The organism is Streptomyces doebereineriae (assembly GCF_031845645.1).
Lineage (GTDB): Bacteria > Actinomycetota > Actinomycetes > Streptomycetales > Streptomycetaceae > Streptomyces > Streptomyces canus.
The window spans coordinates 1,131,137-1,152,657 of record NZ_JAVREZ010000001.1; the positions used below are offsets into that span (position 1 = coordinate 1,131,137).

A 21,521-nucleotide genomic window follows, 5' to 3' on the forward strand; every position below is an offset into this window, starting at 1 on the left:
GATGGGGCGCGCCCTCCTGGACGGAAAACTGGACGGCAATAGGGGGGCGACATGGAGCCGGTCGCCCCGTCACGCGGCGTCGAGCCCGCATTCGGCCCAGATGACCTTGCCCTCCGGCAGGTAGCGCGTGCCCCAGCTCTGCGAGAGCTGCGCGACGAGGAACAGACCGCGGCCGCCCTCGTCGGTACTGGCCGCGCGGCGCAGGTGCGGGGCGGTGTTGCTGGCGTCGGAGACCTCGCAGATCAGGGTCCGGCCGTAGAGCAGCCGTACCCGGATGGGCTCGGCGCCGTGCCTGATGGCGTTGGTGATCAGCTCGCTGAGGATCAGCTCCGCGGCGAACGCGGCCTCGTCGAGTCCCCGGTCGGACAGCCACCGCATGGCGGACGCCCGGACCTCGCCGACGAGGGCCGGGTCGGCGGACATCTCCCAGCCGGCGATCCGGTCGGGATCCAGGGCATGGACGCGGGCGACGAGCAGGGCGATGTCGTCGTGCGGGTGCGCGGGTGCGACGGTGTCCAGGACCGCCCGGCAGGTCTCCTCGGGGGCGCGCTCGGGGCGGGCCAGGGCCTCGCGCAGCTGCTCCAGGACCACGTCGACGTCACGGTTCCGGTCCTCGATGAGCCCGTCGGTGTACATGACCAGCTGACTGCCCGCCGGGAGATCGACCTCGGCGGCGTCGAAGGGCAGGCCTCCGAGGCCGAGCGGGGGCCCGGCGGGGAGCTCGGGGTAGGTCACGGTGCCGTCGGGGTGGACGAGCGCGGGCGGTGGGTGCCCGGCGCGGGCCATCAGGCACCGCTGCGTGGTCGGGTCGTAGATGGCGTAGAGACAGGTCGCGCCGATGACGCCGGCGCCGTTGCCGTCCGGGTCCTCCCGGTCCAGGCGGCCCACGAGGTTGTCCAGGTGGGTGAGGACCTCGTCCGGCGGGAAGTCGAGCTCGGCGAAGCTGCGGGTGGCGGTGCGCAGGCGGCCCATGGTGGCCGCGGAGAGCATGCCGTGGCCGACGACGTCGCCGACGAGGAGTCCGACGCGGGACCCGGACAGGGGGATGACGTCGTACCAGTCGCCGCCCACGTCGGACTCGGCGGGCAGGTAGCGATGGGCGACCTCGACGGCGTCCTGGTCGGGCAGGCCCTGTGGGAGGAGCCGGCGCTGCAGTGCCAGGACCATGCTGCGCTCGTGGGTGTAGCGCCGGGCATTGTCGATGGACAGGGCGGCACGCGAGGCGAGTTCCTGGGCCAGGGAGCGGTCGTCGTCCCCGAAGGAGGCGCCGAATCGGTAGAAGCTGGCGATGCCCAGGACGACACCGCGGGCGAGCAGCGGGACCGCGATGAGGGACTGGACGTGGGCCAACAGGCGCGCGGTGTGCTCGGGGTCCTGGGCGAGCCAGCCCGCGGCGGCCTTCAGGTCCGGTTCCAGCACGGCCTCGCCGCTGGTGAGGCAGCGCAGCTGGGGCGCGGTCGGGCCGAAGTCGATGCGCTCGCCGGGCGTGGTGAAGGGCAGGCCCTCACGGATCCCGTGGACGACCGTACGACGCAGGTCGGCGAGGGGATCGGCGGACTCCTCGCCGCGCAGCACGGCGTCGGGCAGGTCGATGGTGACGAAGTCGGCCAGCCCGGGGACCGCGGTCTCGGCCAGTTCCTCGGCCGTGCGGCGCACATCCAGGGTGGTGCCGATGCGGGTACTGGCCTCGGACAGCAGCTCCAGACGCCGGCGCGCGGCCAGGGCGTAGGCCCCGACGTGCGGCTCTCCCAGCATCACCAGCGCCCGGGCCGGGAACGCCGCCTCGGAGTGCTCATCCGCCGGACCCCGCTCTCCACCGGCCGCGAGGGGCGTACCGGGCTCAGAAGCGCTCGGGCCCCCGCGGGCCGTGAGGGCCGCGCCGGGCTCGGCGACGTCCTGGCTTCTGCCGACCGTGCCGGGCTCGGGGGCTCGGTGGTGGCCACTGGGCGCGTCCGGCTCGGCGGAACCGCGGCCGGTGTCGCCCGCGGCCGGGGCGACGGAGCTCCCGTCGTCTGCCGCTGGGAGGGTTGCGGCGGGCTCGGCGACGTCCTGGCTTCTGCCGGCCGTGCCGGGCTCGGGGGCTCGGTGGTGGCCACTGGGCGCGTCCGGCTCGGCGGAACCGCGGCCGGTGTCGCCCGCGGCCGGGCCGACGGAGCGTCCGTCGCCTGCCGCCGAGAGCGTCGCGCCGGGCTCGGCGGTCGCGTGCGGTCCGGCCGGGCCTCCGTCTCCGTCGGCCGTGATGACCGGGCCGGGGACCGCGGCGAGGTGGCCGAGCGGCACGATGATCGCCGGGCGTGCGGCCGAGAGTGGGGCGGTGAGGGCGGACAGCTCGTCCGTCTGGTGGGGTACGGCCAGCGGCTCCCGCACCGGGGCGCCCGGCAGCACGGCCTCGATGGCGATGCCCCGCACCCCGGAGCTGCTCGTCACCGGGCGGCTCACCAGGGTCACCCGCCGGCCGTCGGGAAGGGGCACCTCGACGGCACCCCGCTGCGCGCCGGAGATCAGCTCGGCGGCCTTCTCCTTCAGGATCGCCTCGTCACGGGAACGGAACTCGTTCCCCAGCGCGTCCATCGCCACGCCGCGATGCGGACCGCCGGTTCCGGCCCCGGCGGCCAGATACGTCCGCAGCAGGGCGCCTTCGTGCGCGGAGCTCTGCGCGAGCAGTCGCCGTTCGATGCCCTCCGCCGCCCTGCGGATGGCGACGCCCAGGGCGGGCCGCTCGAAGCCACGCGGATAGCCGAGGCACAGGACGCCCTCGATGCGTCCGCTGAGCGGGTCCCGGACGGGCAGCGCGACGCAGGCGCTCTGCTGCGAGCGCTCCGCGAAGTGCTCGGCGCCGTAGACGCGGATGAGCTGCCGCTCCGCCAGGGCCAGCCCGATGCCGTTGGTGCCGGCCACCTGCTCGGCGAACACGAACCCGGGCACGACCTGGATGGCCGGCAGGCTCCTGACCATCGACGGGTCCCCGAAGCGGCGCAGCAGCACCGTCCCGTTCGCGTCGGCGACGGAGATGTTGACCTGGCTCCCGGCGAACGTGGCCTGCAGCCGGTCGAGCACCGGCACGGCCGCGCGGACGATACGGCCGCCAGGGTCGAAATCCTCCCGGTAGGGCAGGTCGAGAGTGTCCGGCGACAGGCCCAGAGAGCGGCTGCGCTGCCACGAGTTCAGGATGGACGTCCGTACGCCCTCCGCGACCGGCTCGCCCTGGAGGAACAGCTCACGCGGACTGGCGGGCCCCGTGCCGTCCGTCGCACGTCCCGTCGGCTTGGGTTCCTCGCCGGACCGAACCACGCTTCGCCTCACTTGCTGCCGCGACACTCCGCTGCTCGGAAGAGAGCCTGGCATTGATGAGGATACGGGCATTACGGTCAGGCGTCACGGAGTGCCCGTGCCACACGGCCCAATGACCGGCGGACCGCGGCGGGTGGGGCGGCGCTCACCCCAGGAAACTCAGACGCACGTTCCGGTCCAGGTTGTCCCTTTGGTTGTCCGCCTGGCACACAGGCTGCCATATGCCGAGCTCCAGTAGGCCGTCCAGCACCGGCAGGCTCGCGTGGGGCGGGACGAGGGCAGCCAGGACGTGGTCGCGGCCGTGGCCGGGGGTTGCGCCAAAGCGTTTCGGCGGGTGTTGCCCTGAGTGTTGCGGTAGATGTTGCGCGCCTTCACGGGGTCCCGGAGTGCTCCCAGGTCAGCACAGCGTGCAGGTCTGGTCGGGGTGCTGACATCCCCGTTGCGGCCGCTTTGCCAATTCCCTGGGCGGAGTTGAGGAGTGGGGGAGGGTGGGATGGACGGCGCGGACGCTGCCGGGCATTGAGGTGCGCTCGCCGGTATGCACGGCGCAGCGGCCCCGGTCGCCGGGGTCAGAAGTCATCGGGGACGGAGCCGGTGATGTGGTCGATGGCGCGCACGTGGACTCGCGGGCGGCTAAGTCGATGATGTGCAACTGGGTGTCGGGCTGGCAGTGGGTGCAGGCGCGCAGGCCGTCGGCGAGGAGGCGGCGGGCTTCGGCGCGGCTGACGGGGCGGCGGCGGGAGCCGATCATGTGGCAGGTGCCGGCGTGGACCTGGACGGGCGGCTTGCTGGTGCCGATGCCGACTTCGACAACCCACTCCGGCGGCCGCGGCCGGTTCTTGCGGCCGTGTTCGGCTTCCGCCTCGCGGCGTTCCAGCAAGGCGATCTTGCGGTCGATGCGGTTCAGCCACAGGGCATGCCACACCCGCAGGGTGCGCAGTCGTTCCAGGTCGGGCGGCAGATCGTCGAACACATTTTTGATTCTAGGCTCAATGTGACGGTGCACCGTTGTTTGCGAGTGATTGCAGGGAGTGTGCTGGTTGCTGACTTTGGGGAGCGCGATGGTTTGCGAGGGTGGAGCACGACACCAGCCGCAAGGTAGGTCATGGATAGCGGGACGAGTTCCGTTTCCCCGTCTTGGGCGCCGTCGTTACCACGCTGTTCTGGTCGCACGTCAGTCCGTACGGCACCCACCTTCCGCCTGGACCTGGGGCCGGCTGCCGTCCTGCTCCGCCCCCGAACCCCGGCGGCCGCTGACCGGTCCGCCACGGAGACGCGGGGAGGCGGCGTCATCGCCCAGGCTCCCAGAGCTGCCTGGCTGCCTGAGGCCAGCCAGTGTCGAACGGGGCGCGGTCAACGGGTCACCTCGCGGCCGCGGCCGGGCCAGGGGCTCGCTACGGGCGCTCACTCCTTGACAGAGTGCCGATGACCAGGTCGTAGGAGTGCTCGACCACATCGTTGGTCAGCTGCTTCGTGATGCCCCGCCCGGGCCCCAGCGAGATCCAGTGCCTCTTGTCGAGATAGCGGCCCGGAGTGATCGAGGCGTAGCCGCGCTCCAGTGCCCGCGCGTGCTCGGGCTCGCACTTCACCGTGATGATCTGTTCGTCCGGGTCGTCGGTGACGATCAGGAACACCTTGTCCGCGACCTTGTACACGTCGAGTCCGGGGGTGAAGGGGCGGCCGTGGCTGACGCCGGGGAGCGCGAGGGCCGCCTTGCGGGCGGTGTCCTGGAGGCGGTCACCGGCCGCGCTCACCGGGCCGCCCGCGTGCTGGTGCCGTAGGTGTGCGGGTCGACGGGCTGCTCGGCCTTGGGCAGATGGGCGACGACGAGCAGGTAGGAGTCGGTGACGAGTTCCCTGACGAGCTTCTTGTCGACGCCCGTCCCACCCTCCAGCGTGATCCAGTGCTTCTTGTTCATGTGGTAGCCGGGGCTGATGTGGCTGTGGTGTTCCCGCAGAGCCTGGGCCTCGCCGGGGTCCGCCTTGAGGATCACGACGGGCCGCCCAGGCACCTCGGTCATCAGCATGAACACCTTGCCTCGTACCTTGAAGACCTCCCAGTCCGGGCCGAAGGGATGCTCCAGCTGGGCTCCGGGAAGTTCCTCCGCGCACTCGGCGGCGAACGCCTGCAGGGTCAATCCGTTCAAGAGTCTTTCCTTCCTCGGTGGAGGCGGTCAGGGGCCGTCGGCCTAGGACGCGGACGGCGCGCCCTCAACCTTTCCGGCGACGCGGGCAAGACGGGCGGTAAACTGCGGACACGTGATGGTCGGCAAGCGACACCCCAAGCGTTCCCCACGCGTCGGACGCAGCGGGCAGGCCGAGCAGGCCACGGTCCCGCTGTACGGTTTCCAGCCCCCGGTCGGCACTCCGTACGGCCTTGAGGTGAGCACCGTCGAGGACTTCTTCGCCGAGCACGACGACTGGCCGTGGAATCCGCCCCGTCCGGGGCGCGCCACCTTCCACTACCTGATCCTCGTCACCGAGGGTGAGCTGTTCCACGATGTCGACCACGTCACGCGAACCGTCACCCGAGGCCAGTGGCTGTGGGTGCGTCCCGGGCACGCGCAGTGCTGGCATCCTCCGGGCGCCGCCCGCGGCTTGTTCATCCTGTTCGAGCCGGACGTGCTGACGTCCGACGCCGCCCGCCTGCTGGCCCCACTCACCGCGCACAAGGCCCCCGCCGTTCTCAACCCGCACCCCGATGACGCGGCCTGGCTGCGGCAGACGGCGCTCCAACTCCTGGACGAGCACCGCGCACTGGGGCGGCGCCGGCTCGAGGTCCACCACGCCCTGCGGCGCAGCCTGCTCGAATCGCTGCTACTGCGCCTTGCCAACTCCCCGGACGTCACCTCCGACGGCGCATCGGCGGGTGGCACGGGCCGCAGGGATACGTACGCACGGTTTGTGGACGCCCTGGAGCTGCACTTCAGGGAACTGCACCGGGCTGCGGACTATGCCGGGCTGCTCGGCTGTTCGGTTCGCACCCTCAGCCGCGCGGCCCGGGACACCACCGGCAAGGGGGTGCGCGAGGTCATCGACGAGCGGCGGCTGCTCGAAGCCCGGCGCCTGCTGAGAGGTGGCGGTTGGGACGCCCGGGCTGTGGCCGTCCATCTCGGGTTCACCGATCCCGCCAACTTCGGCCGCTTTTTCCGTGGTCACACCGGTCTCACCCCGGCAGCCTTCACGGCCCGCGAAACCAGAACGGGCATGTGAGGCGGGCGCGGCACAAGCAGGTATCCCCACGTCCGGCACGGCCTTGATCGCGTCCGGAGCGGGGGGGCGGGCCGGGACCGACCGCCTCCCTCGTCCGCGCTCACCGGCCGGGGGTGCGTCACCTTGGAACCCCGGTCAGGACGCGATCGCGCCTGTCGCGGTCTGGGCGAACGCCCAGTTGGAGTGCACGATGCGCCACTCGCCGTCGATCAGCCGGTACGCCTCGGTGGCGTTCCAGGCGCGCAGCTGCCGCTCGTTGCCGTTGTCGTCGAGCACGTAGGTGTCCAGGTTGTAGGCCAGGAGGGCGAAGTCACCGCCGTCACTGACGTGCACGACGGGGTTGAGGTACTCGTTGCGCACGATGTGAGGGTTGGAGTAGATCGCCTCGATGTGGGCGACGGTCGCGTCCCGGCCGACGACCAGGTCCTTTCCGATCGGGTCGAAGTAGCTGATCTCCTCGGCGTAGTTGTCGAGGTAGCCGCGGTTGTCGCCGACGCTCCACCGCTCGTTGAAGGACTTCTCCAGTTCCAGGATGGTCTTGCTGATTTCTTCCTTGTTGACGCCCATGGCAGTTCCTTTCTGGCATGCCGCTGCCGGCCGGTTCCGACCGGCGCGGATGGATGTGTTTCTCAGTCGTCGAGCAGCACCACGTGCTTGCCCGGCGTCGTGCCGGCCTCGACGTCGGCCTGGGCATCGCCAATCTGCCCCAGACCGTGGTGGACCTTCGCGACCGGGGCCTTGAGCCGCCCGGCGGCGATGGCTTGGAGGTGCTGCTGGAACACCTGCGCGGGCAGGTCGGTGGCCCCGCCCGCGTAGCTGGTCAGCCGCACCCCGCTGGGGATCATGAACGGGGTGAAGTCGGGGATGTTCCACTGGCCCCCCAGGGCTCCGGTGAAGCAGACGGTGCCGTGGCGGCGGACGGTGCGGAAGGTGTCGGCGAGGACCGAGCAGCCCACCAGTTCCAGTACGGCGTCGACGCCGTTCGGCATCAGCTCGCGCACCTGGTGGGCGATGGTGCCGTTGTCGACCAGTGGATGGTCGACACCGATGGCCCGCAGTTCCCCGGCCCGGTCCGGGCTGCGGGTGGTGGACAGCACGGTGGCTCCGAGGTCCTTCGCGATCGTGGCCGCGCTCAGCCCGACCGTGGAGGTGCCGCCGCGGATCAGCAGCGTCTGTCCCGCCTGCAGGCCGAGGCCCGTGGCGAGGGAGCCGTAGGCGGTCTGGAACATCTCCGGCAGCGCGCCGATCACTTCCCATGGGAGGCCGGTCCCGAACGGGATGACCTGGCTCGCGGGGACGGTCACATACTGCGCGTACGAGCCGTCGAAGGACCGGCCCATGCCGCCCATCATGGTCGCCACCTGCTGCCCCGGGCGCAGCCCGCTGTCCTCGTCGGCCTGATCGACCACGCCGACGCCCTCGATGCCGGGGATCCGCGGGTAGGTGACCTCCGGGTCCGACTCGCCCTTTCGGGTGGTGACTTCGGACTCGTTGACGCCGAATGCCTTCACCTTGATGCGTACCCATCCGGGCTGTGGCTCGGGCATCCGCACGGTGGTGATCTGAAGGGCATCCAGGCCGCCGGGCTGAGTGACGACGACCGCTCGCATCGTCGCAGAGACGGCGCCTGCGGACGCTGCACTGTTGTCCATGCTGGTTCCTTACGTATCGAGTACGCCCCGCAGGGTCGCCACGCTGCAGCCCGCGGCGAGGTGGTCGCCGCAGCACCTCTCGATCTTCTGTCGGCATCCGGTGAATCGCTCAGTCAGTTGCGGACACCTGATCGTCAACGGGGGACACCCGGTGAAGCCCCGTCATCGCAGGGCTTCGGGCCCCTCGTCCGGCAGAGGAGGCCCTGAGCGCGCGCCCCGTCACCCGTTCGGCTCGGCCGGAACGGTTGTGGAGTGGTTCGACCAGGAGGGATAGGCCCGAGGCGTCCTGGTCAGGCTGCCGGGCGGCGAGGGATGGGACGCGCGGCTGTCACCGGTGCTGTGCGCTGCGCAGCTCGTCGGTGTACCGGGCGATGGCGTCCTCGGCTGTGGGGGCGGGGCCGAACAGCTGCTCCTGGCGGCGGGGGTCGGCGACGTAGCGCCCGGTGTCGAACCAGCCGAACATCGCGGCCATGTCCTTGATCACCGGGTTGAAGCGGCCGACGACGGCTCCTGCGGCGCGGACAACGACGGAGGGGACGGCCCACACCTTGATCTTCTTTCCGGCTCGGCTGCCCATCAGGTCGGCCATCTCGCGCATGCTGACCGGACGGTCCCAGCCGATGTCGATGCGCTCACCGTTGGCGGCCTCGGCGTCGACGGCGGCCGCCAGGTAGGCCGCGAGGTCGGAGGTGTGGACGAAGGTCAGCGGGACGGCGGCCTTGGCCATCCAGATCAGGCGGCCCTTGTCGAGCGGGTTGCCCGCCATGGTCGCGATCTGGTCGAAGAACGCGCCCGGGCGAAGTGCGACGAAGGGGACGCCGAGTTGTTCGAGCTTGTCCTCGGCGATCTTCTTGTGCCAGAAATGCGGGACCTGGGGTGTCTGGTCGCTGGTGAGGATGCTGGTCAGGACGAACCGCCGGATGCCGGCGCGGTGGGCGGCCTCGGCGAGGTTGGCGTTGCCGACGGTGTCGATGTCGTGCGCGTTCTTGCCGCCGCGGGTGTAGCCGGCGGCGGTGGTGATGACGGCGTCGGCGCCGTTCATGGCGGCGACGAGTGAGTCGAGGTCGAGCATGTCGCCGCGGGCGATCTCGACGCCCCGCTTTTCGAGCCGGCTGGCGTCGGTGGTCGGCCGGACCAGGGCGCGGACGTTCTTGCCGCGCTTGAGGAGTTCGTCGACGACCTTGCCGCCGAGGGAGCCGGTGGCGCCGACGACGAGGACGGGGAGGGTGGTGGTCATGGGGGTCTCACTTTCCATCAGGTCACTGGTGGGGGGATTGCGTGGGCGGGGCAGGGGTGCTGTCGGCCCGGGTCGTTCAGGAGGCGGGGCTGTGGTGGACGGCTCCGCGGTGGGGGTCACGGCCGGCCAGGAGCTTGCGGAGATCCAAGGTGACCCGGACGCGGGCGATGCGGTCATCCTCGATGTGCGGTCTGGTTGGCGACGGGGAAGGGCTCGACATTTCCGTGGGGGGTGTTGCCCTTCATCGGGCTTTTTCCGAGAGTCGCGGAGCCTGGCTCCGTTCAGCACGGGCCTTCGTGCAGCTGAGTGCGCTGCAGCACTGTCCACTTCGCGAGAACGCCAGAAGCGATTTTGCACTCCAGGCCAGAACCGGGGTGCAAGCCGAGGGGAGTTACTCGGACTCTTCCCGGGGAACAGCGTGGCCGTTGATCGCGTCGGCCATGGCGTAGGCGGTGCGGACGAAGGACTCCGCCTGCTGCGCCGACAGGCCCTGCGCGGAGATCTCCTCCAGGGCGCGCCACATGGCTGCCAGGCGCTCGCGCATCGAACGGCCCTTGTCGGTGAGGTGGACCATCAGGACGCGCCGGTCATGTGCGGCCGGCTCACGCACGAGCAGGCCGGCCTCCTGCATGCGGCGCAGGGACTTGGAGACGGTGGAGTGGTCCAGGCCGACGCTTTCGAGCAGCTCGGACTGGGTCTGGCCATCCCGGTCCAGGAGTTGCATCAGCAGCAGTTCCTGTCCGAGATGCACATCCATCTCGCGGAGCATGGCGGCGGCGTAGGCGCGGTGTGCGCGGGCGAGTTGGAAGATCGCGTAGCTCATCGGTCCTGTGTCGGCCGTCGTGGGGATGCGGGATTCGGGGGTGGACATGGTTCGGTTTCCTCAGCCGGTGTGGGTGGGGTAGTCGGTGTAGCCGGCCGCTCCGCCGCCGTAGAAGGTCGCCGGGCCGGGGGTGTTCAGTGGCGCGCCGACGCGGAGCCTCTCGACCACGTCGGGGTTGGCGAGCGCTTGCGACTCAAGCCGCTCACTGTGCGGGGAGTCAGCCGAAGAACTTTTCCAGTTCGGCTACCAGGGCCTCCGGCTGCTCCTCCGCGACGAAGTGGCCGCTGTCCTCGATGCCGCTGTAGCGGATGTCGTTGGCCTTGCCTTCCATCATCGGCCGCATGAAGTCGGCGCCCTGATTGGCGATAGCCAACGCGGGCATCTCCAGCGGGGGATAGGAGTCGTTGTCAGCCACATCCTGGTGGAAGGTGTGGAATACGCCGAAGCCCGCGGTCAGTGCCTCGGGTGTGTCGTAGGCCTGGGCGTAGATGGCCCGGCTCTCCTCGCTGATCCGTTCGGGGTGGAGCGCGAGGTGTTCGGCCGACCAGTCGATCACGTGCCGAAACCGCCCCGCGAGAAGCTTGGTGGGCAGTCCCTCGACCTGGCTCAACGGGTATATCCACAGGTTCAGATCACCGGGCCTGGGGAACGGCTTGGCGAAGTCCTGGAACATCTGCGAGAAGGGTGCCCCTTCCCACAGGGCGAGCTTCTTGGTGGCCTGCGGATAGTTGGCGGCGAAGCTGTAGGCGACCATTGCGCCGATGTCACCACCGGCAATGTTCACCTGCTCGTGGCCCAGGCTGCGCACCAGTTCGTAGACGTCCTTCGCCATGTTCTTCTTGTCGTAGCCGCCCTCGGGCTTGTCCGACTCTCCCTGACCGCGGTAGTCCACGGCGATGACGCGGAAGTGTTTGGCCAAAGGGGTCATGATCTTGTGGAGGCCGTGCCAGGTGCGCGGAAACCCGTCCATGAGGACCAGCGGCTCGCCTTCGCCGCCGATGACGTAGTGAAGCCGGGTGCCGTTGACGTCGGCATAACGGTCTTCGAATCCTTCAAGCATGTGTGGCTCCTGGTCGGGCTGATCATTTCTGTGGTGAGAGCTCTCGCTGTACGGGGGCGCATACGGGAGGAGGGGTGCCACGGAGTTTGTCGGTGGCGTGTCCGGTCGTGGGGCTGTGTCATTGACTGGTGTGTGACACCTGTAGTCCGGTGGACTGGAGGAGTTCGCGGCGATGTGTTCGAGCCGTTCGCGCGGGCGGATCAGCGTCGGCGGGGCGGGGGTGCACCTGCGGGGCCTACCGTTGGACGGGCAGTGGAAATAGGTGGAGCACCCGCTCGCGGTGTCGTTGACCGGCGGAAAACGCAACGACGTCACGCAGGTGCTGCCGCTGCTGGACAAGGCCCGGGCCGTGTCCGGCGCGGTCGGCCGCCCCGGACACCGGCCTGACGCGCCGATGGCAGACCGGGGCTACGACCACGACAGCCTTTTCCGGCCTCGCCACCTGCCCCATATCGCACCGCCACGTCCCACGCCTGGCTCCGTGAGATGTCTTTGTCAGGACCTCTTAAGCCAGCGCTGCAGCGCCTCGGGCACGTTCGTCGGATGCGAGCTGAAGCTCAATCGGATGTCGGGCTCGAGGTCGATGAGCACGTTGACGATCCGTTCGAACAGGACGGTGTACGCCGGGACATTCTTGATGCCGCCACCGATGAGCACCACCCCGAACGAGTGCCCGTCGAACAGCCGGCGCAGCTCGGCCTCAGCCTCGTCGGGGTCCAGGCTGACATAGCCCTCCTCGCCGTCGATGCCTGTGGCCTGGAGCGCAGCCCAGCTGCGCTTCCTCATGGCGAGCAGCTCCTCGAGCGTCGCAACCCCCGGCGGATAATCGTCCGGCGAAAGCGCATCAGAGGTGATGCCGAGGGTCAGCACGCGTTGGTTGATCGGAGGCTTCACTTGAGAGTTCTTGTGGGACATGGGGTCGCTCCTTCAAGGCAATATGGCCCCCTCTGATGGCACACCCCATGGGGTCTGCTCAGTTCTGCGGGGGAAGTTCAAGAGAAAGTGTGGCTGGCCACATGAATAACGTAGCAGCAATCGTGTGGCTAGCCAAGTATTCGCGGATGCGGATGCGGATGGGGGGGCGGAAATGGCCACCTCGGGCTCGCTTCGGGATGCGGCGACCACTTGCGTGGTCGACCACGTAAACGTAGGCGGCGACCGCCAGGTGCCCGTACAGCAGACCGCCCAGAATCGTGTCATCACCTTGGGCAAGAACAAGGGTCAGAGCCCCTCGGCCGCCGCTCGACTCACTCGCCGAGGCCGCAGGCACGCGAGCGGGGTGCACAGTTCGTGACTACGGCAAGCCTGATCCGCTGCCCAAGTAGCGGCACCGCAGGACTGTCGGGCCGTGCTCAACTACAGCAACGTCCCAAGTCGGAGTTCCCAAGTAACTCACATGCCTACGCGTGCTGCTCAGGACGTGATGGGTCGGGCTACCTGCGGTGCAGGTGCGGGTGGGCGGCGTGGATGCACTTCATGGCGGTGCGGGAGAGAGGCCGAAGAAGCGGATGTGGCGGCGCCAGCCGGCGCGATGGCCAACGGGGTCGGGATGCCTGCCGCCTCTCCCCTCGCCACAATCCAGCTCTGGCTGCGCTGACTTACCACGAGTCAGTCATAAGCCCCGGCGCCAAGAGCACAAACGCTCGCACCGGGACGGCTGGCCTGCGTCATACAGAGAAGATCACCGACCGCCCCTTGACGTCGTCGCAGCCGGAGTCTGCGAAGGCGGTGGCGTTGGTGCGGTGCCGCGGGGGCTGCGGGGTGAAAGCCGACCAGGCATTGCTGACGCGGCCCCGTGCGCGGAAGGCGTACCTCAGGAGCTGGCGCCGCTGACCCCGGGGGCCACGAAGCGCCGGTGCAGGGGGTGGAACTTCGGCTCGGGGTCGCTTTGCACGCCCAGTTCGCCCTTGAGTACGGGGGCGATCCTGGCCTCGATGAACCGGTTGAAGTGGTCCTCCGACTCCCAGATGTCCATCACGTTGAGGCCGCCGTCGACGAACCATGCGGCGTGCAGCACGCACCCGTCCGGTGCGTCCTCTTCCCAGCGCACCTTCTTGCGCACCGCGTCGTACACGTCGGGTGTGATCTCGGGCCAGGAGAAGGTCATCACGACTGCCACGGAGTTCCTTTCGCCGCCTGGACGCGCCGCGGCAGGACGGCCCGCGGCATAGCACTGCGAAGCTAAGCCGCTGGTACCGCCGGTGCACTCCGGGGCGTCCATCCGAGAAGGGTTAGGTGGACGGGATGACGATTCTGCATCTGTCCGATACACACCTCGACCGCGCCGGCGGCCCGGACGCCGATGGGGCCGCTGGCACGGCGGCGCTTCGCCGTATGCTCGCCGACCTGGTCCATTTACTCGGCCTCGATGCACTCGTCGTCGCGGGAGACGTGGCGGACGATGAATCGCGCGAGGGGTACGCGCGGGCGCGTGAGCTCGTGGGCGGCTACGCCCAGGCCGGGCCCACCTGGACTGGCTGGGGGAGGTCTTGGCCGCCCCCGCGGCGCATGGCACGCTCCGAGCCGCCCTGGCGTGGGCGAGCCAGTACCATCCGGTGCCGGTCTCGGTGATGTTGCCACCGAAGGTGAGGCGGTGGACGATGGTCGCGCAGAGCCTGAAGAGCCGTGTCGTGGAGGCCATCGGCCGCCCCCGTGGGGGAGGGGACCAGGATGCACGGTGGCGCGCTGTACGTCGTTCAGCGGGAGCTGCACACAGCGCTCCGGCTTTTCCTGGCTGTTGTTGAGTTCTGTCACCGTGATGTCGTGTGGTGCAGCCAGCGTTGCAGGGTGGTGTTGATGCCGGCGGGCAGGGCGCTGAGCTGGTCGATGGCGTCGCGGTCCTCGGGCCGGGGCGGGATTCCGGCGGCGGTCAGTGCGGCGTGCAGGGCCAGGCGGTGCTGGTCGCGGGGGTCGATGAGGATGCTGAGGCGTTCGGAGGGGTTGGGCGGCGGCAGTAGGTGGTCCATGTCCTGCCCGGGCGCGGCCGGAGGCCAGGCGGGCTCCGCCGGGTCGGCGGCGTAGGGGTCGACGAAGGCCTGCGGCGTGTGGTGTTCAAGGGCGATGGTCACGTTGGTCTCCTCCAGCAGCGGGTGGATGTGCAAGAGGAGAGCCGTCCACGGCCATCTGCGGTTGCGGCTGCCGGGCGATGTCACGCCAACGGCGTCATCGGCGGCTCATCGTCTTCTCCGACCAGCACAGTGGCATCCGGCCACGCGTGAACAGCCGCTCGTAGGCACCGGAACAGAGTCCGAGCACTGTCAGCCGGGCGCCACACCGTTACGGGGTCGGCCACCACCCAGGCCGGGCCCGTCGCCGTCTCCACACCCCTCGTTGTCAGTAGCGGCTGGAATGCTGATGGGATGAACGGAGACGAGCAGCTGCTGAACGGCCGCGTCTACGGCGCTGACCACGACGACCCCAACCCCGGCCCGCTTCCGCACCGGACGTATGCCGAACTGATCGGCGGCCCGCTGGACGGCCTGCTGCTGGACATCCACGGCTGGCGGACCGAGGAAGTCGACGACGGCGTGGCCCTGACGACCGAGCTCTCCCGGTGGCCCGGCGGCCGCGCCCTGTACGACCCGCGCCCCGGCGAACCCCGCACACCCGGCCCGGGAGTGAGCTGCCGTTTCTACTACTCCGGCGACACGCCCTGAGCGGGACGAGCTGCTACACGCGGAACCCGGCGCGGGCGAGCTCCTGCCGGACTTCCCGGTCCAGAGTGGATCGGACCTCAGCGTGGAGCCTCTTTGCCGCCTGCTACGTCTCCGTCGCTGGTACGGCCCCGCCGAAGGGCTTCCGGACACTGTGGCCGACCACCATTTCCAGACGCAGCACGCTGGACGCTAGATGCGCCGCCCCGGTCGCCGCGTGTCCGATCTCGGAGTCCGGGAAGCGCTCGGCTTCGGCGGCGGTCCGGGCGAAGCGCATGTGCAGCGACGTCGCCCAGCCGACACCGTGTACGAGGCTGCTGGCGGCCTCGCATCCGCGAAGGACTTCGTCGACGGAGTCCGGACCGCCGTTGCCCGAGTCGACCAAGGCGGTCTCCGCTGCGGTGAGGAGCGCATCGAGCGGGGCGGGCACGTCCTTCTCTCTGCTGCCGTCGACCGGGCACATGCCTACCGCCGAGGGTCGGTGTGGGGGCGACATGAGCGTCAGGGGTGGCAGACCCAGCGCGTGGAGAAACTCAGCCTCATGCCGCAATGCCTTCTCACTGTCGACGACGAAGGCATTCGCGGGGTGCTCGCCCGGCTACGAGCCGAACCCGCGGCGGCCACCCCACGTTGCGTGCACGCATGAGGAGGGCCCGAGATGCGCGGCGCAAGGAGAGGACAGAGGATACGCCCAGGTGCCGAGGACGCCCACGAACGGTAGAACGTAAGGGTGAGGGACGAGACCAGCCCTGCTGAGGGTGCCCGGCCACATCGTGTGGTGAGGCCGGGGATCGACTACAAGGCGCTGTTCGCGGTCACTCCCAGTCCTTGCATGGTGCTGGGCCCGGACCTGGTGCTCGCCGACGTCAATAAGGCGGCCTGCCGGGTGACCGGCCGCACTCGGGAGGATTTGATCGGGCGGTACCTTTTCGATGCGTTCCCTGACAATCCGGCGGACCCGGATGCTGACGGGGTGCGGAATCTGCACGCTTCCCTGCACTGGGTCCTGCGCTCGAAGGAGCCGGACACGATGGCTCCGATGAAGTACGACATTCCCGTGGCCGACCGGCCCGGCGTGTTCGAGGAGCGGTGGTGGTCCGCGATCAACACACCGGTGCTCGGGCCGGACGGTCAGGTGGAGTGGATCCTCCACCGAGGGGAGGACGTGACCTCGTTCATCCTCTCCCACCCTCGTCGGCGAGTAGGCGGGGCGCTCAGCGACGTGGAGGCGATGGAGGTCGAGTTGTACGCGCGGGCGCGCGAGCTCCATCGCGTGAACGAGAAACTGCGCCAGGCCCACGCCCGGGAACGCCAGGTCGCCGTCACCTTGCAGGAGGCCATGCTCCACTCGCCCCACCTGGCCCGGCACCGGGACACCGCGGTGCGCTACTTGCCCGCCGCCGGGTCACTGAACGTGTGCGGCGACTGGTACGAGGTGGTCGACCTGCCCGAGAACAGATTCGCCGTCGCGGTCGGCGACGTCGTCGGCCATGGCCTGGATGCCGCCGCCGTCATGGGCATGCTGCGCAGCGCGTTGTCCGCCGTCGTCCGGGCCGTAGAAGGGCCCGCGAGGGCCCTGGACGTCCTGGGCCTGTATGCGCGCTATGTGGAGGGTGCGCTGGCCACCACCGTTGTCCAAGCCGTCATCGACACCCGCGCTCGCCGCATTCTGTACAGCAGCGCCGGCCACCCGCCTCCCGTCCTGCTCCACCCGGACGGCACCTGCGATCTTCTCGACCAGGCCACGGACCCTCCGCTGGGGGCCCGCCCCGAACCCGTCCCCCGCCTCCAGGCGGACCTGTCCTACACCCCTGGCGACACCTTCGTGCTCTACACCGACGGTCTCATCGAACGCCGCGGCGAGGACATCGATGCCGGCCTGCAACGCCTCACCGACGCGCTCGCCCGCCATGCCCGCCACAGCCCCGAACGTCTCGCCGACGCGCTGCTCGCGCACCTCGGTGTCAGCAGCGGCGCCCGCGACGACATCGCCCTGATCGTCCTCCGTCTGTGACCCGCGCGCCGCCACCTGAACGCCACAAGTGGCGAAACCCGGCAGTTTGCCTGCCGAACTGAACGTAGCGACCACGGATTTGCCATGTATCGCGAACAGACCTCGCCAAATACGATGAACAGAAGCGTCGTGACCAGCCAGAACGCGCCCGCTCCTCTCCAATTACCGTGAACAGTCACAGTGTCAGGATCCTTTCTCGTGCCTGGGCGTGCGAGGTGAGATCAGAAACTGGGCCCTGCCGGGATGCGAGGCGGTGCGGTGGGCGTGAGGCTAGTGACATGTCGAAGCGCCGCGTGATCGTCTGCCCGCCGTCTGGGACGGGTGGCCGCAGAGTGGGCATCGACGGTCATACGTTCCGCACGGCGTTCACCGCCCATGCCCTCGCCCCGTTCCCGCAGAACGTGGACCTGACCGGCTCGAACGAGCTGGACGTCGTCGAGTCCGGATGGATCGAGTGGGTTGCTGGCGGGCCGGAGGTGTGGAGAGGCTGAATGCGCGCACAGGCCGCCGGGGCGACGAAGGCGATGACGTGGAAGCCGTCCTCGACGAGCTGTACACCACGCCGCCGTCCGACTTCGTTGCCCGGCGGGAGACGCAGGCCGCCGCCGCGAAAACAGCCGGCCGGGTGGACGATGCCCGCCGCATCCGCTCCGCCCGCCGCCCCACCCTCGCGGCCTGGGCGGCCAACCTCCTGCTGCGCTCCCAGCCGGAAGAGAGCCGGCAGTTCCTGGAACTGGGGCGCGCGCTGCGCGAGGCCTACCAGGCCCTGGATGCCGAAAGCCTCAAGGCTCTCTCCACGCAGCGCCGCCGCGTCGTCTCCGCCCTGTCCCGGCAAACCGCCCAGCTCGCCCGTGACGCCGGGCACCGGCTCTCGCAACCGGCCCAGCAGGACCTCGAAGCGACCCTGCGCGCCGTACTCGCAGATCCGGACGCAGCCGATCAGTGGGCGGGCGGCCGCCTGGTCAACGCCCTCACCCCACCCGCGGAATTCGGCCCGGGCACCACACCGTCGACCGAGAGGCCGAGCCCCCGCAGTCGCCCGGCGTCCCCGTCCGCGTCTCCGGGACGGGCGTCCAAGGACGAACTCGCCGAGCGGCGCCGCGCCCGTCAGGAGCAGCTGGCCCGGGCGCGGGAGGCAGCGGAGGCGGCCGAGCAGCGCCTGCGTGAAGAGCGTGCACGGCAGGCGGACGTCGAAGCCGAGCTGCAGCGGCTGCGCGAGCACACCGAACAGGCTCGCCGACGGATGTCCGCCATCGAGGAGCAGCTGAAGCAGGCGCGCGAGGAGTGCCGGCAGGCCGAGAACGAACAGCAGGAAGCCGAGGTACACAGCCGGTCCGCTGCCGAAGTCGTCGCCCAGGCCGAGCGGGCGGCACACGAGACCGCACAGCAGGTACGCCGTATGGCCAGAGGCGCCAACTAGCCGGTCCGGTTCATGGGGTCTGTCCTTCGTGGATGCCCCGGCCTTTAGGCCGGGGAGGAAACGAAGCTCCTGCGGAGCAGGGCAGGGGAAGCCGGTTCGCCGCCAGGGCGGACCGGCGTGCGCCGTCCACCGGCCGACACCCGCTGTGGGTCAGCCGCAGCGAGGAGCCTTCCGCCAGGACGATGTGCGCGTGGTGAAGGAGGACCAACTGTCCGTGGAGCGGGACCCGCCGTGTCCGCCTACAAGGATCTTGCGCTGTCCGCTCTCACGGGGTGGGGCCTCCCGAACGAGTCGCAGTCAATGACGTGTACGCGGGGGAGGGCCGGTTGGGCCTGGGCTGAGGGCCTTGTCCCCACCGCCAGCCGGCGGGGATCATGACCGCGTGCAGCAGGAAGAGAAACTCCACGAACTACTCGCGCGCGCCGGACTCACCGTCGTTGAGGACCTGCGCCCGGGCAGCCTGTTCCCGCCGGAGGCCGGCTGGCGGATCGCGCGGGGGATTGCGGCGCCGCACGGCGTCGTCCGCGAAGCGCTTGGTGCCACGTGGTGGCGCCGCCTTTGCGATGACGACGGCGAGTTCCTGGTTGCCGTTCTCAGGCACCGGATCGGTGGCAACGACGCCTGGTGGACCCGGGTCCGGCTCGCCGGGAGCGGCGTGCCGGAGTTGACCGGCGACCCCGGGTTCGTGGCGCTCTCCCTTGACGGGCAGGTGCTGCTGGCGGAGGTGCCCGTCGAGGGCAGGCCTCGGGTGACGGCCCTCGACCGGCTGCCGGAGAGGCTGGAGGAGGCCGCCGAGGCCTCCGGGCGCGAGACGGAGGTCGAGCGCGCCGAGGTGTGGGCAGCGGTGCCCGGCCGGCGTGCGTGGCCTCTGCACTGGGCGGAGGGGATCGGGTCGAATCCGGCCGCGACGGACGAACTGCTGATCCGGCTGCTGGATGTGGAGGAGGGCTTCCTGGACGGCTGCGACCGGCCCGCCGTACTCGAGGCCGCCGTGGCGCATCCCGATCCGCGGGTGCGCTCGAGGCTTGCGGACACCTTCCGGCCCAAGCTCACGTCCGATCAGTGGGTACGCCTGGTGCGCGCCGAGCCGTCGTCGAGCCGGCGCGTGCTCTGGGCGGAGCGCGCCTATATCTGGGGCGCCGAACTTCCCGGGGATCTGTACGACGACCTTCTCGCCGGCCCGTCCCGCGCGCAGGCGGCCGAACTCCCGGGGCTCCCGGCACAGCGCCTGCCTGGCCTCGCGGCCGACGCCGATCCCCGGGTGCGGGCGGCGGCCTGTGCCCGGTGGGAGGACCTCGCTGCGCCGCTGCGGGAGCGGCTGCTGGCCGACACGGACGACGCGGTGCGTACGGCGGCGCTGCTCGCCCACCACACCGGCGTACCCATGCCTCGCGAGGTTTTCACCGCGCTGCCCGACCCGCGGCGGGCGCTCGAACAGTGCCGTCTCGCACCCGAGATGGAGGCGGAGCTGGTCCGGGACGGGGACGCGGAGGTACGTCGGGCGCTGGCCGCCAACCCGAGCCTGGGCGTGCCCGGCGTCGCCGTGCTCGCGGAGGACCCGCAGGACGACATCCGCTCCGCGGTGGCGCTGCGCCCCGACCTCACCGAGGAGCAACGTGCCGCGGTCCGCCACGACTTCGACCCGACGTCGATGTCGCACACCCTGCCCTGGGTCGTGGACCTGCACGGCGACGCCGACGCGATGCGCCGTCTCGCCGCGTCGTCCCACCCGCTGGTCCGCCGCAGTGTGGCCCGAGCCCGGCACCTCCCGCCGGATGTCGTGGCACGCCTGGCGCGGGATGAGGACCGGGTGGTCCGCCTGTTCCTCGCCGAATCGTGCGAGGACGCGCCGGCCGACCTGCTGTTGGAGGTCTGGCGCTGGTGGGACGGCAGCTTCAGTCACCCCGACCGGCCCCACAGCCACCCCAACTTCCCCCGTACGGGCCTGCTGCGCTACACCGCCGACCCCAGCGGGCGGATGCGCCGCCTGGCCCTGGACGATCCGGAGTCGACACCGGCCGACGTCGCACGCCTGGCCCGGGATCCCGAAGCCGAGGTGCGCCGCCGCGCGGCTGAGGACCCCCGGCTGTCACCGGCCGACGCGGTGCGGCTGCTGAACGACACGGAGGCTTACGTCCGCGGCACCGCGGTGCGCAATCCGCGGTTGCCGGCCCGCGTCCTGGCCGGGCTGCTGCACGACCGCGACACGGCATGCGCAGCGGTCACCAACCCGGCGATCCCGGTCCCCGTCTTGGACCGCATCCTTACCGCGGCCGCGACAGCCGTGGCAGCCCAGCGCTGAACACCAATACCCTGAACGGAGGCCGTGGCGGTCCGACGCTGAACTCCGGCACGCCGAGCCGACCACCTCTGTTCAAACTCCGCGAGCACTCCGCCGTACCCGGTCGTACGCGCGCCTACAGCGCACCCTCGGGGTTGGCCGCGACGTCGTTCGGGTGGCCCCACCCGGGGGGCTGGAAGAGACGGCCTTTCAGTCGTAGAAGAAGAGCTCAAGGTCCTCGATGGACCCCGGCCCGGTGAGGAACCCCTCAGCCTTCGCGACCTCGTCTTCTGGTGGCAGTTCGCCCTTCATGAGCTGCTGCATCCAGATTTCTCCTTGCTCGCCGACCGCGTAGATGCCAGACAGCAACTCGGTCATGCCGGCAGGGTGGGGCGGGTTGCGCCCGGCGACCGGTTGGAGCACCCAGCCGCCTGACCGAGCCGCGAGCCGCAGCACCCCGGCCCAGTTCGCGATCCTCCCAATGCGTACGTGCCACGATTCCTCGGTGAACGGGGCCATCCGCCCACCATGAAGAGGGTTTGTGGCGGCACCGATGTCCTCGATCACTTGCCGTTCCACGGCGTCACGGACCCAGCGCCCGTCCTGCGCTTCTTCCATGGCGGCCTCCCACCACTTCCACCCGCCGTCGAGTCGGTCCGCGAATGTGTCCATGTGGAGAGGCTTCCATGCGCGATGCCCCAAGCATTCAGGGGGCGCCGATCAGTGGATCGACTCATCAAGGAGACAGGCGCTAAAGCGTGTTGCAGAAGGTCGTGTTCGGGCAGGTCAAGCCGGGGCTTCTGCTGTTCTGATCATGCTGCCAAGGCGAGGTTGTGCATGTGGGCGACGGCCTGGACCGCATGGTGGAGGCCGTTGCC

General features: G+C 70.1%; 20 protein-coding genes and 3 pseudogenes. 7 read left to right on the top strand and 16 right to left on the bottom strand.

The annotated features are described in order from the left end of the window. Positions 1 to 69: 69 nt before the first annotated feature. The 5 genes and pseudogenes from RNB18_RS05395 to RNB18_RS05415 form a co-directional block, all read right to left on the bottom strand. Positions 70 to 3,291 (bottom strand): SpoIIE family protein phosphatase, encoded by a 3,222-nt coding sequence (locus tag RNB18_RS05395; protein WP_311712964.1) that lies wholly within the window; start codon positions 3,289 to 3,291, stop codon positions 70 to 72. A 145-nt stretch (positions 3,292 to 3,436) separates the two neighbouring features. After that, positions 3,437 to 3,604: pseudogene (locus RNB18_RS05400) on the bottom strand (YjbQ family protein); the annotation flags it as partial. Between the two features lie 84 nt (positions 3,605 to 3,688). Next, complete coding sequence (locus RNB18_RS05405; RefSeq protein WP_311712965.1) at positions 3,689 to 4,264, bottom strand: DUF6233 domain-containing protein; 576 nt, start codon at positions 4,262 to 4,264, stop codon at positions 3,689 to 3,691. Between the two features lie 421 nt (positions 4,265 to 4,685). Beyond that, positions 4,686 to 5,045 carry an MmcQ/YjbR family DNA-binding protein gene (locus RNB18_RS05410; protein ID WP_311712966.1) on the bottom strand — a complete coding sequence of 120 codons (360 nt, stop codon included), beginning with the start codon at positions 5,043 to 5,045 and terminating at the stop codon, positions 4,686 to 4,688. Beyond that, positions 5,042 to 5,437 carry an MmcQ/YjbR family DNA-binding protein gene (locus tag RNB18_RS05415; RefSeq protein ID WP_311712967.1) on the bottom strand — a complete coding sequence of 132 codons (396 nt, stop codon included), beginning with the start codon at positions 5,435 to 5,437 and terminating at the stop codon, positions 5,042 to 5,044. The genes RNB18_RS05410 and RNB18_RS05415 overlap by 4 nt, the downstream gene beginning before the upstream one ends. A gap of 112 nt (positions 5,438 to 5,549) precedes the next feature. Between RNB18_RS05415 and RNB18_RS05420 the strand changes: the two genes are divergently transcribed. Further along, positions 5,550 to 6,503, top strand: coding sequence for a helix-turn-helix domain-containing protein (locus RNB18_RS05420; protein ID WP_311712968.1), 954 nt, complete (start codon positions 5,550 to 5,552; stop codon positions 6,501 to 6,503). Positions 6,504 to 6,638: 135 nt separating this feature from the next. Here RNB18_RS05420 and RNB18_RS05425 read toward each other — a convergent pair whose 3' ends face one another. The 8 genes and pseudogenes from RNB18_RS05425 to RNB18_RS05465 form a co-directional block, all read right to left on the bottom strand. Beyond that, on the bottom strand, positions 6,639 to 7,070 hold the full coding sequence (locus tag RNB18_RS05425; RefSeq protein ID WP_311712969.1) for a YybH family protein: 432 nt from the start codon (positions 7,068 to 7,070) through the stop codon (positions 6,639 to 6,641). Positions 7,071 to 7,132: 62 nt separating this feature from the next. Continuing rightward, complete coding sequence (locus tag RNB18_RS05430; protein WP_311713032.1) at positions 7,133 to 8,113, bottom strand: alcohol dehydrogenase catalytic domain-containing protein; 981 nt, start codon at positions 8,111 to 8,113, stop codon at positions 7,133 to 7,135. A 370-nt stretch (positions 8,114 to 8,483) separates the two neighbouring features. Then, positions 8,484 to 9,392 (bottom strand): SDR family oxidoreductase, encoded by a 909-nt coding sequence (locus RNB18_RS05435; protein ID WP_311712970.1) that lies wholly within the window; start codon positions 9,390 to 9,392, stop codon positions 8,484 to 8,486. 391 nt (positions 9,393 to 9,783) lie between these two features. Next, positions 9,784 to 10,263 carry a MarR family winged helix-turn-helix transcriptional regulator gene (locus RNB18_RS05440; RefSeq protein WP_311712971.1) on the bottom strand — a complete coding sequence of 160 codons (480 nt, stop codon included), beginning with the start codon at positions 10,261 to 10,263 and terminating at the stop codon, positions 9,784 to 9,786. 12 nt (positions 10,264 to 10,275) lie between these two features. Continuing rightward, positions 10,276 to 10,401 (bottom strand): annotated as a pseudogene (locus tag RNB18_RS05445) (alkene reductase); the annotation flags it as partial. A 31-nt stretch (positions 10,402 to 10,432) separates the two neighbouring features. After that, positions 10,433 to 11,275 (bottom strand): alpha/beta fold hydrolase, encoded by an 843-nt coding sequence (locus RNB18_RS05450; RefSeq protein WP_311712972.1) that lies wholly within the window; start codon positions 11,273 to 11,275, stop codon positions 10,433 to 10,435. 495 nt (positions 11,276 to 11,770) lie between these two features. Continuing rightward, a complete protein-coding gene (locus RNB18_RS05460; protein WP_311713036.1) occupies positions 11,771 to 12,190 on the bottom strand; it encodes a hypothetical protein in 420 nt (139 codons plus the stop codon). Between the two features lie 898 nt (positions 12,191 to 13,088). Beyond that, the gene (locus RNB18_RS05465; protein ID WP_311712973.1) at positions 13,089 to 13,394 is read right to left on the bottom strand and encodes a hypothetical protein; all 306 of its coding nucleotides are present in this window, start codon (positions 13,392 to 13,394) and stop codon (positions 13,089 to 13,091) included. A 125-nt stretch (positions 13,395 to 13,519) separates the two neighbouring features. On the opposite strand from RNB18_RS05465, the pseudogene RNB18_RS54070 reads away from it, so the two are divergent. Further along, positions 13,520 to 13,681: pseudogene (locus tag RNB18_RS54070) on the top strand (metallophosphoesterase); the annotation flags it as partial. A gap of 344 nt (positions 13,682 to 14,025) precedes the next feature. On the opposite strand, the gene RNB18_RS05470 reads toward RNB18_RS54070, so the two are convergent. Next, positions 14,026 to 14,427: a hypothetical protein gene (locus tag RNB18_RS05470; RefSeq protein ID WP_394817585.1), complete on the bottom strand. Its 402-nt coding sequence runs from the start codon at positions 14,425 to 14,427 to the stop codon at positions 14,026 to 14,028. A gap of 207 nt (positions 14,428 to 14,634) precedes the next feature. Here RNB18_RS05470 and RNB18_RS05475 point away from each other — a divergent pair, with 207 nt between their 5' ends. After that, positions 14,635 to 14,931, top strand: a complete 297-nt coding sequence (locus RNB18_RS05475; RefSeq protein ID WP_059203603.1) for a hypothetical protein — start codon at positions 14,635 to 14,637, stop codon at positions 14,929 to 14,931. A 103-nt stretch (positions 14,932 to 15,034) separates the two neighbouring features. Here the strand turns inward: RNB18_RS05475 and RNB18_RS05480 are convergent, their stop codons facing one another. Next, complete coding sequence (locus RNB18_RS05480) at positions 15,035 to 15,358, bottom strand: hypothetical protein (RefSeq protein WP_311712974.1); 324 nt, start codon at positions 15,356 to 15,358, stop codon at positions 15,035 to 15,037. 348 nt (positions 15,359 to 15,706) lie between these two features. Here RNB18_RS05480 and RNB18_RS05485 point away from each other — a divergent pair, with 348 nt between their 5' ends. The 4 genes from RNB18_RS05485 to RNB18_RS05500 all read left to right on the top strand — a co-directional run bounded on the left by RNB18_RS05485 (position 15,707) and on the right by RNB18_RS05500 (position 20,664). After that, positions 15,707 to 16,942, top strand: coding sequence for a SpoIIE family protein phosphatase (locus RNB18_RS05485; RefSeq protein WP_311712975.1), 1,236 nt, complete (start codon positions 15,707 to 15,709; stop codon positions 16,940 to 16,942). A 278-nt stretch (positions 16,943 to 17,220) separates the two neighbouring features. Further along, positions 17,221 to 17,433, top strand: a complete 213-nt coding sequence (locus RNB18_RS05490; RefSeq protein ID WP_311712976.1) for a hypothetical protein — start codon at positions 17,221 to 17,223, stop codon at positions 17,431 to 17,433. 38 nt (positions 17,434 to 17,471) lie between these two features. Next, positions 17,472 to 18,362: a hypothetical protein gene (locus RNB18_RS05495; RefSeq protein ID WP_311712977.1), complete on the top strand. Its 891-nt coding sequence runs from the start codon at positions 17,472 to 17,474 to the stop codon at positions 18,360 to 18,362. A gap of 382 nt (positions 18,363 to 18,744) precedes the next feature. Beyond that, a complete protein-coding gene (locus RNB18_RS05500) occupies positions 18,745 to 20,664 on the top strand; it encodes a hypothetical protein (RefSeq protein WP_311712978.1) in 1,920 nt (639 codons plus the stop codon). A 189-nt stretch (positions 20,665 to 20,853) separates the two neighbouring features. Here the strand turns inward: RNB18_RS05500 and RNB18_RS05505 are convergent, their stop codons facing one another. After that, positions 20,854 to 21,315: a hypothetical protein gene (locus RNB18_RS05505; RefSeq protein WP_311712979.1), complete on the bottom strand. Its 462-nt coding sequence runs from the start codon at positions 21,313 to 21,315 to the stop codon at positions 20,854 to 20,856. Positions 21,316 to 21,521: the final 206 nt, after the last annotated feature.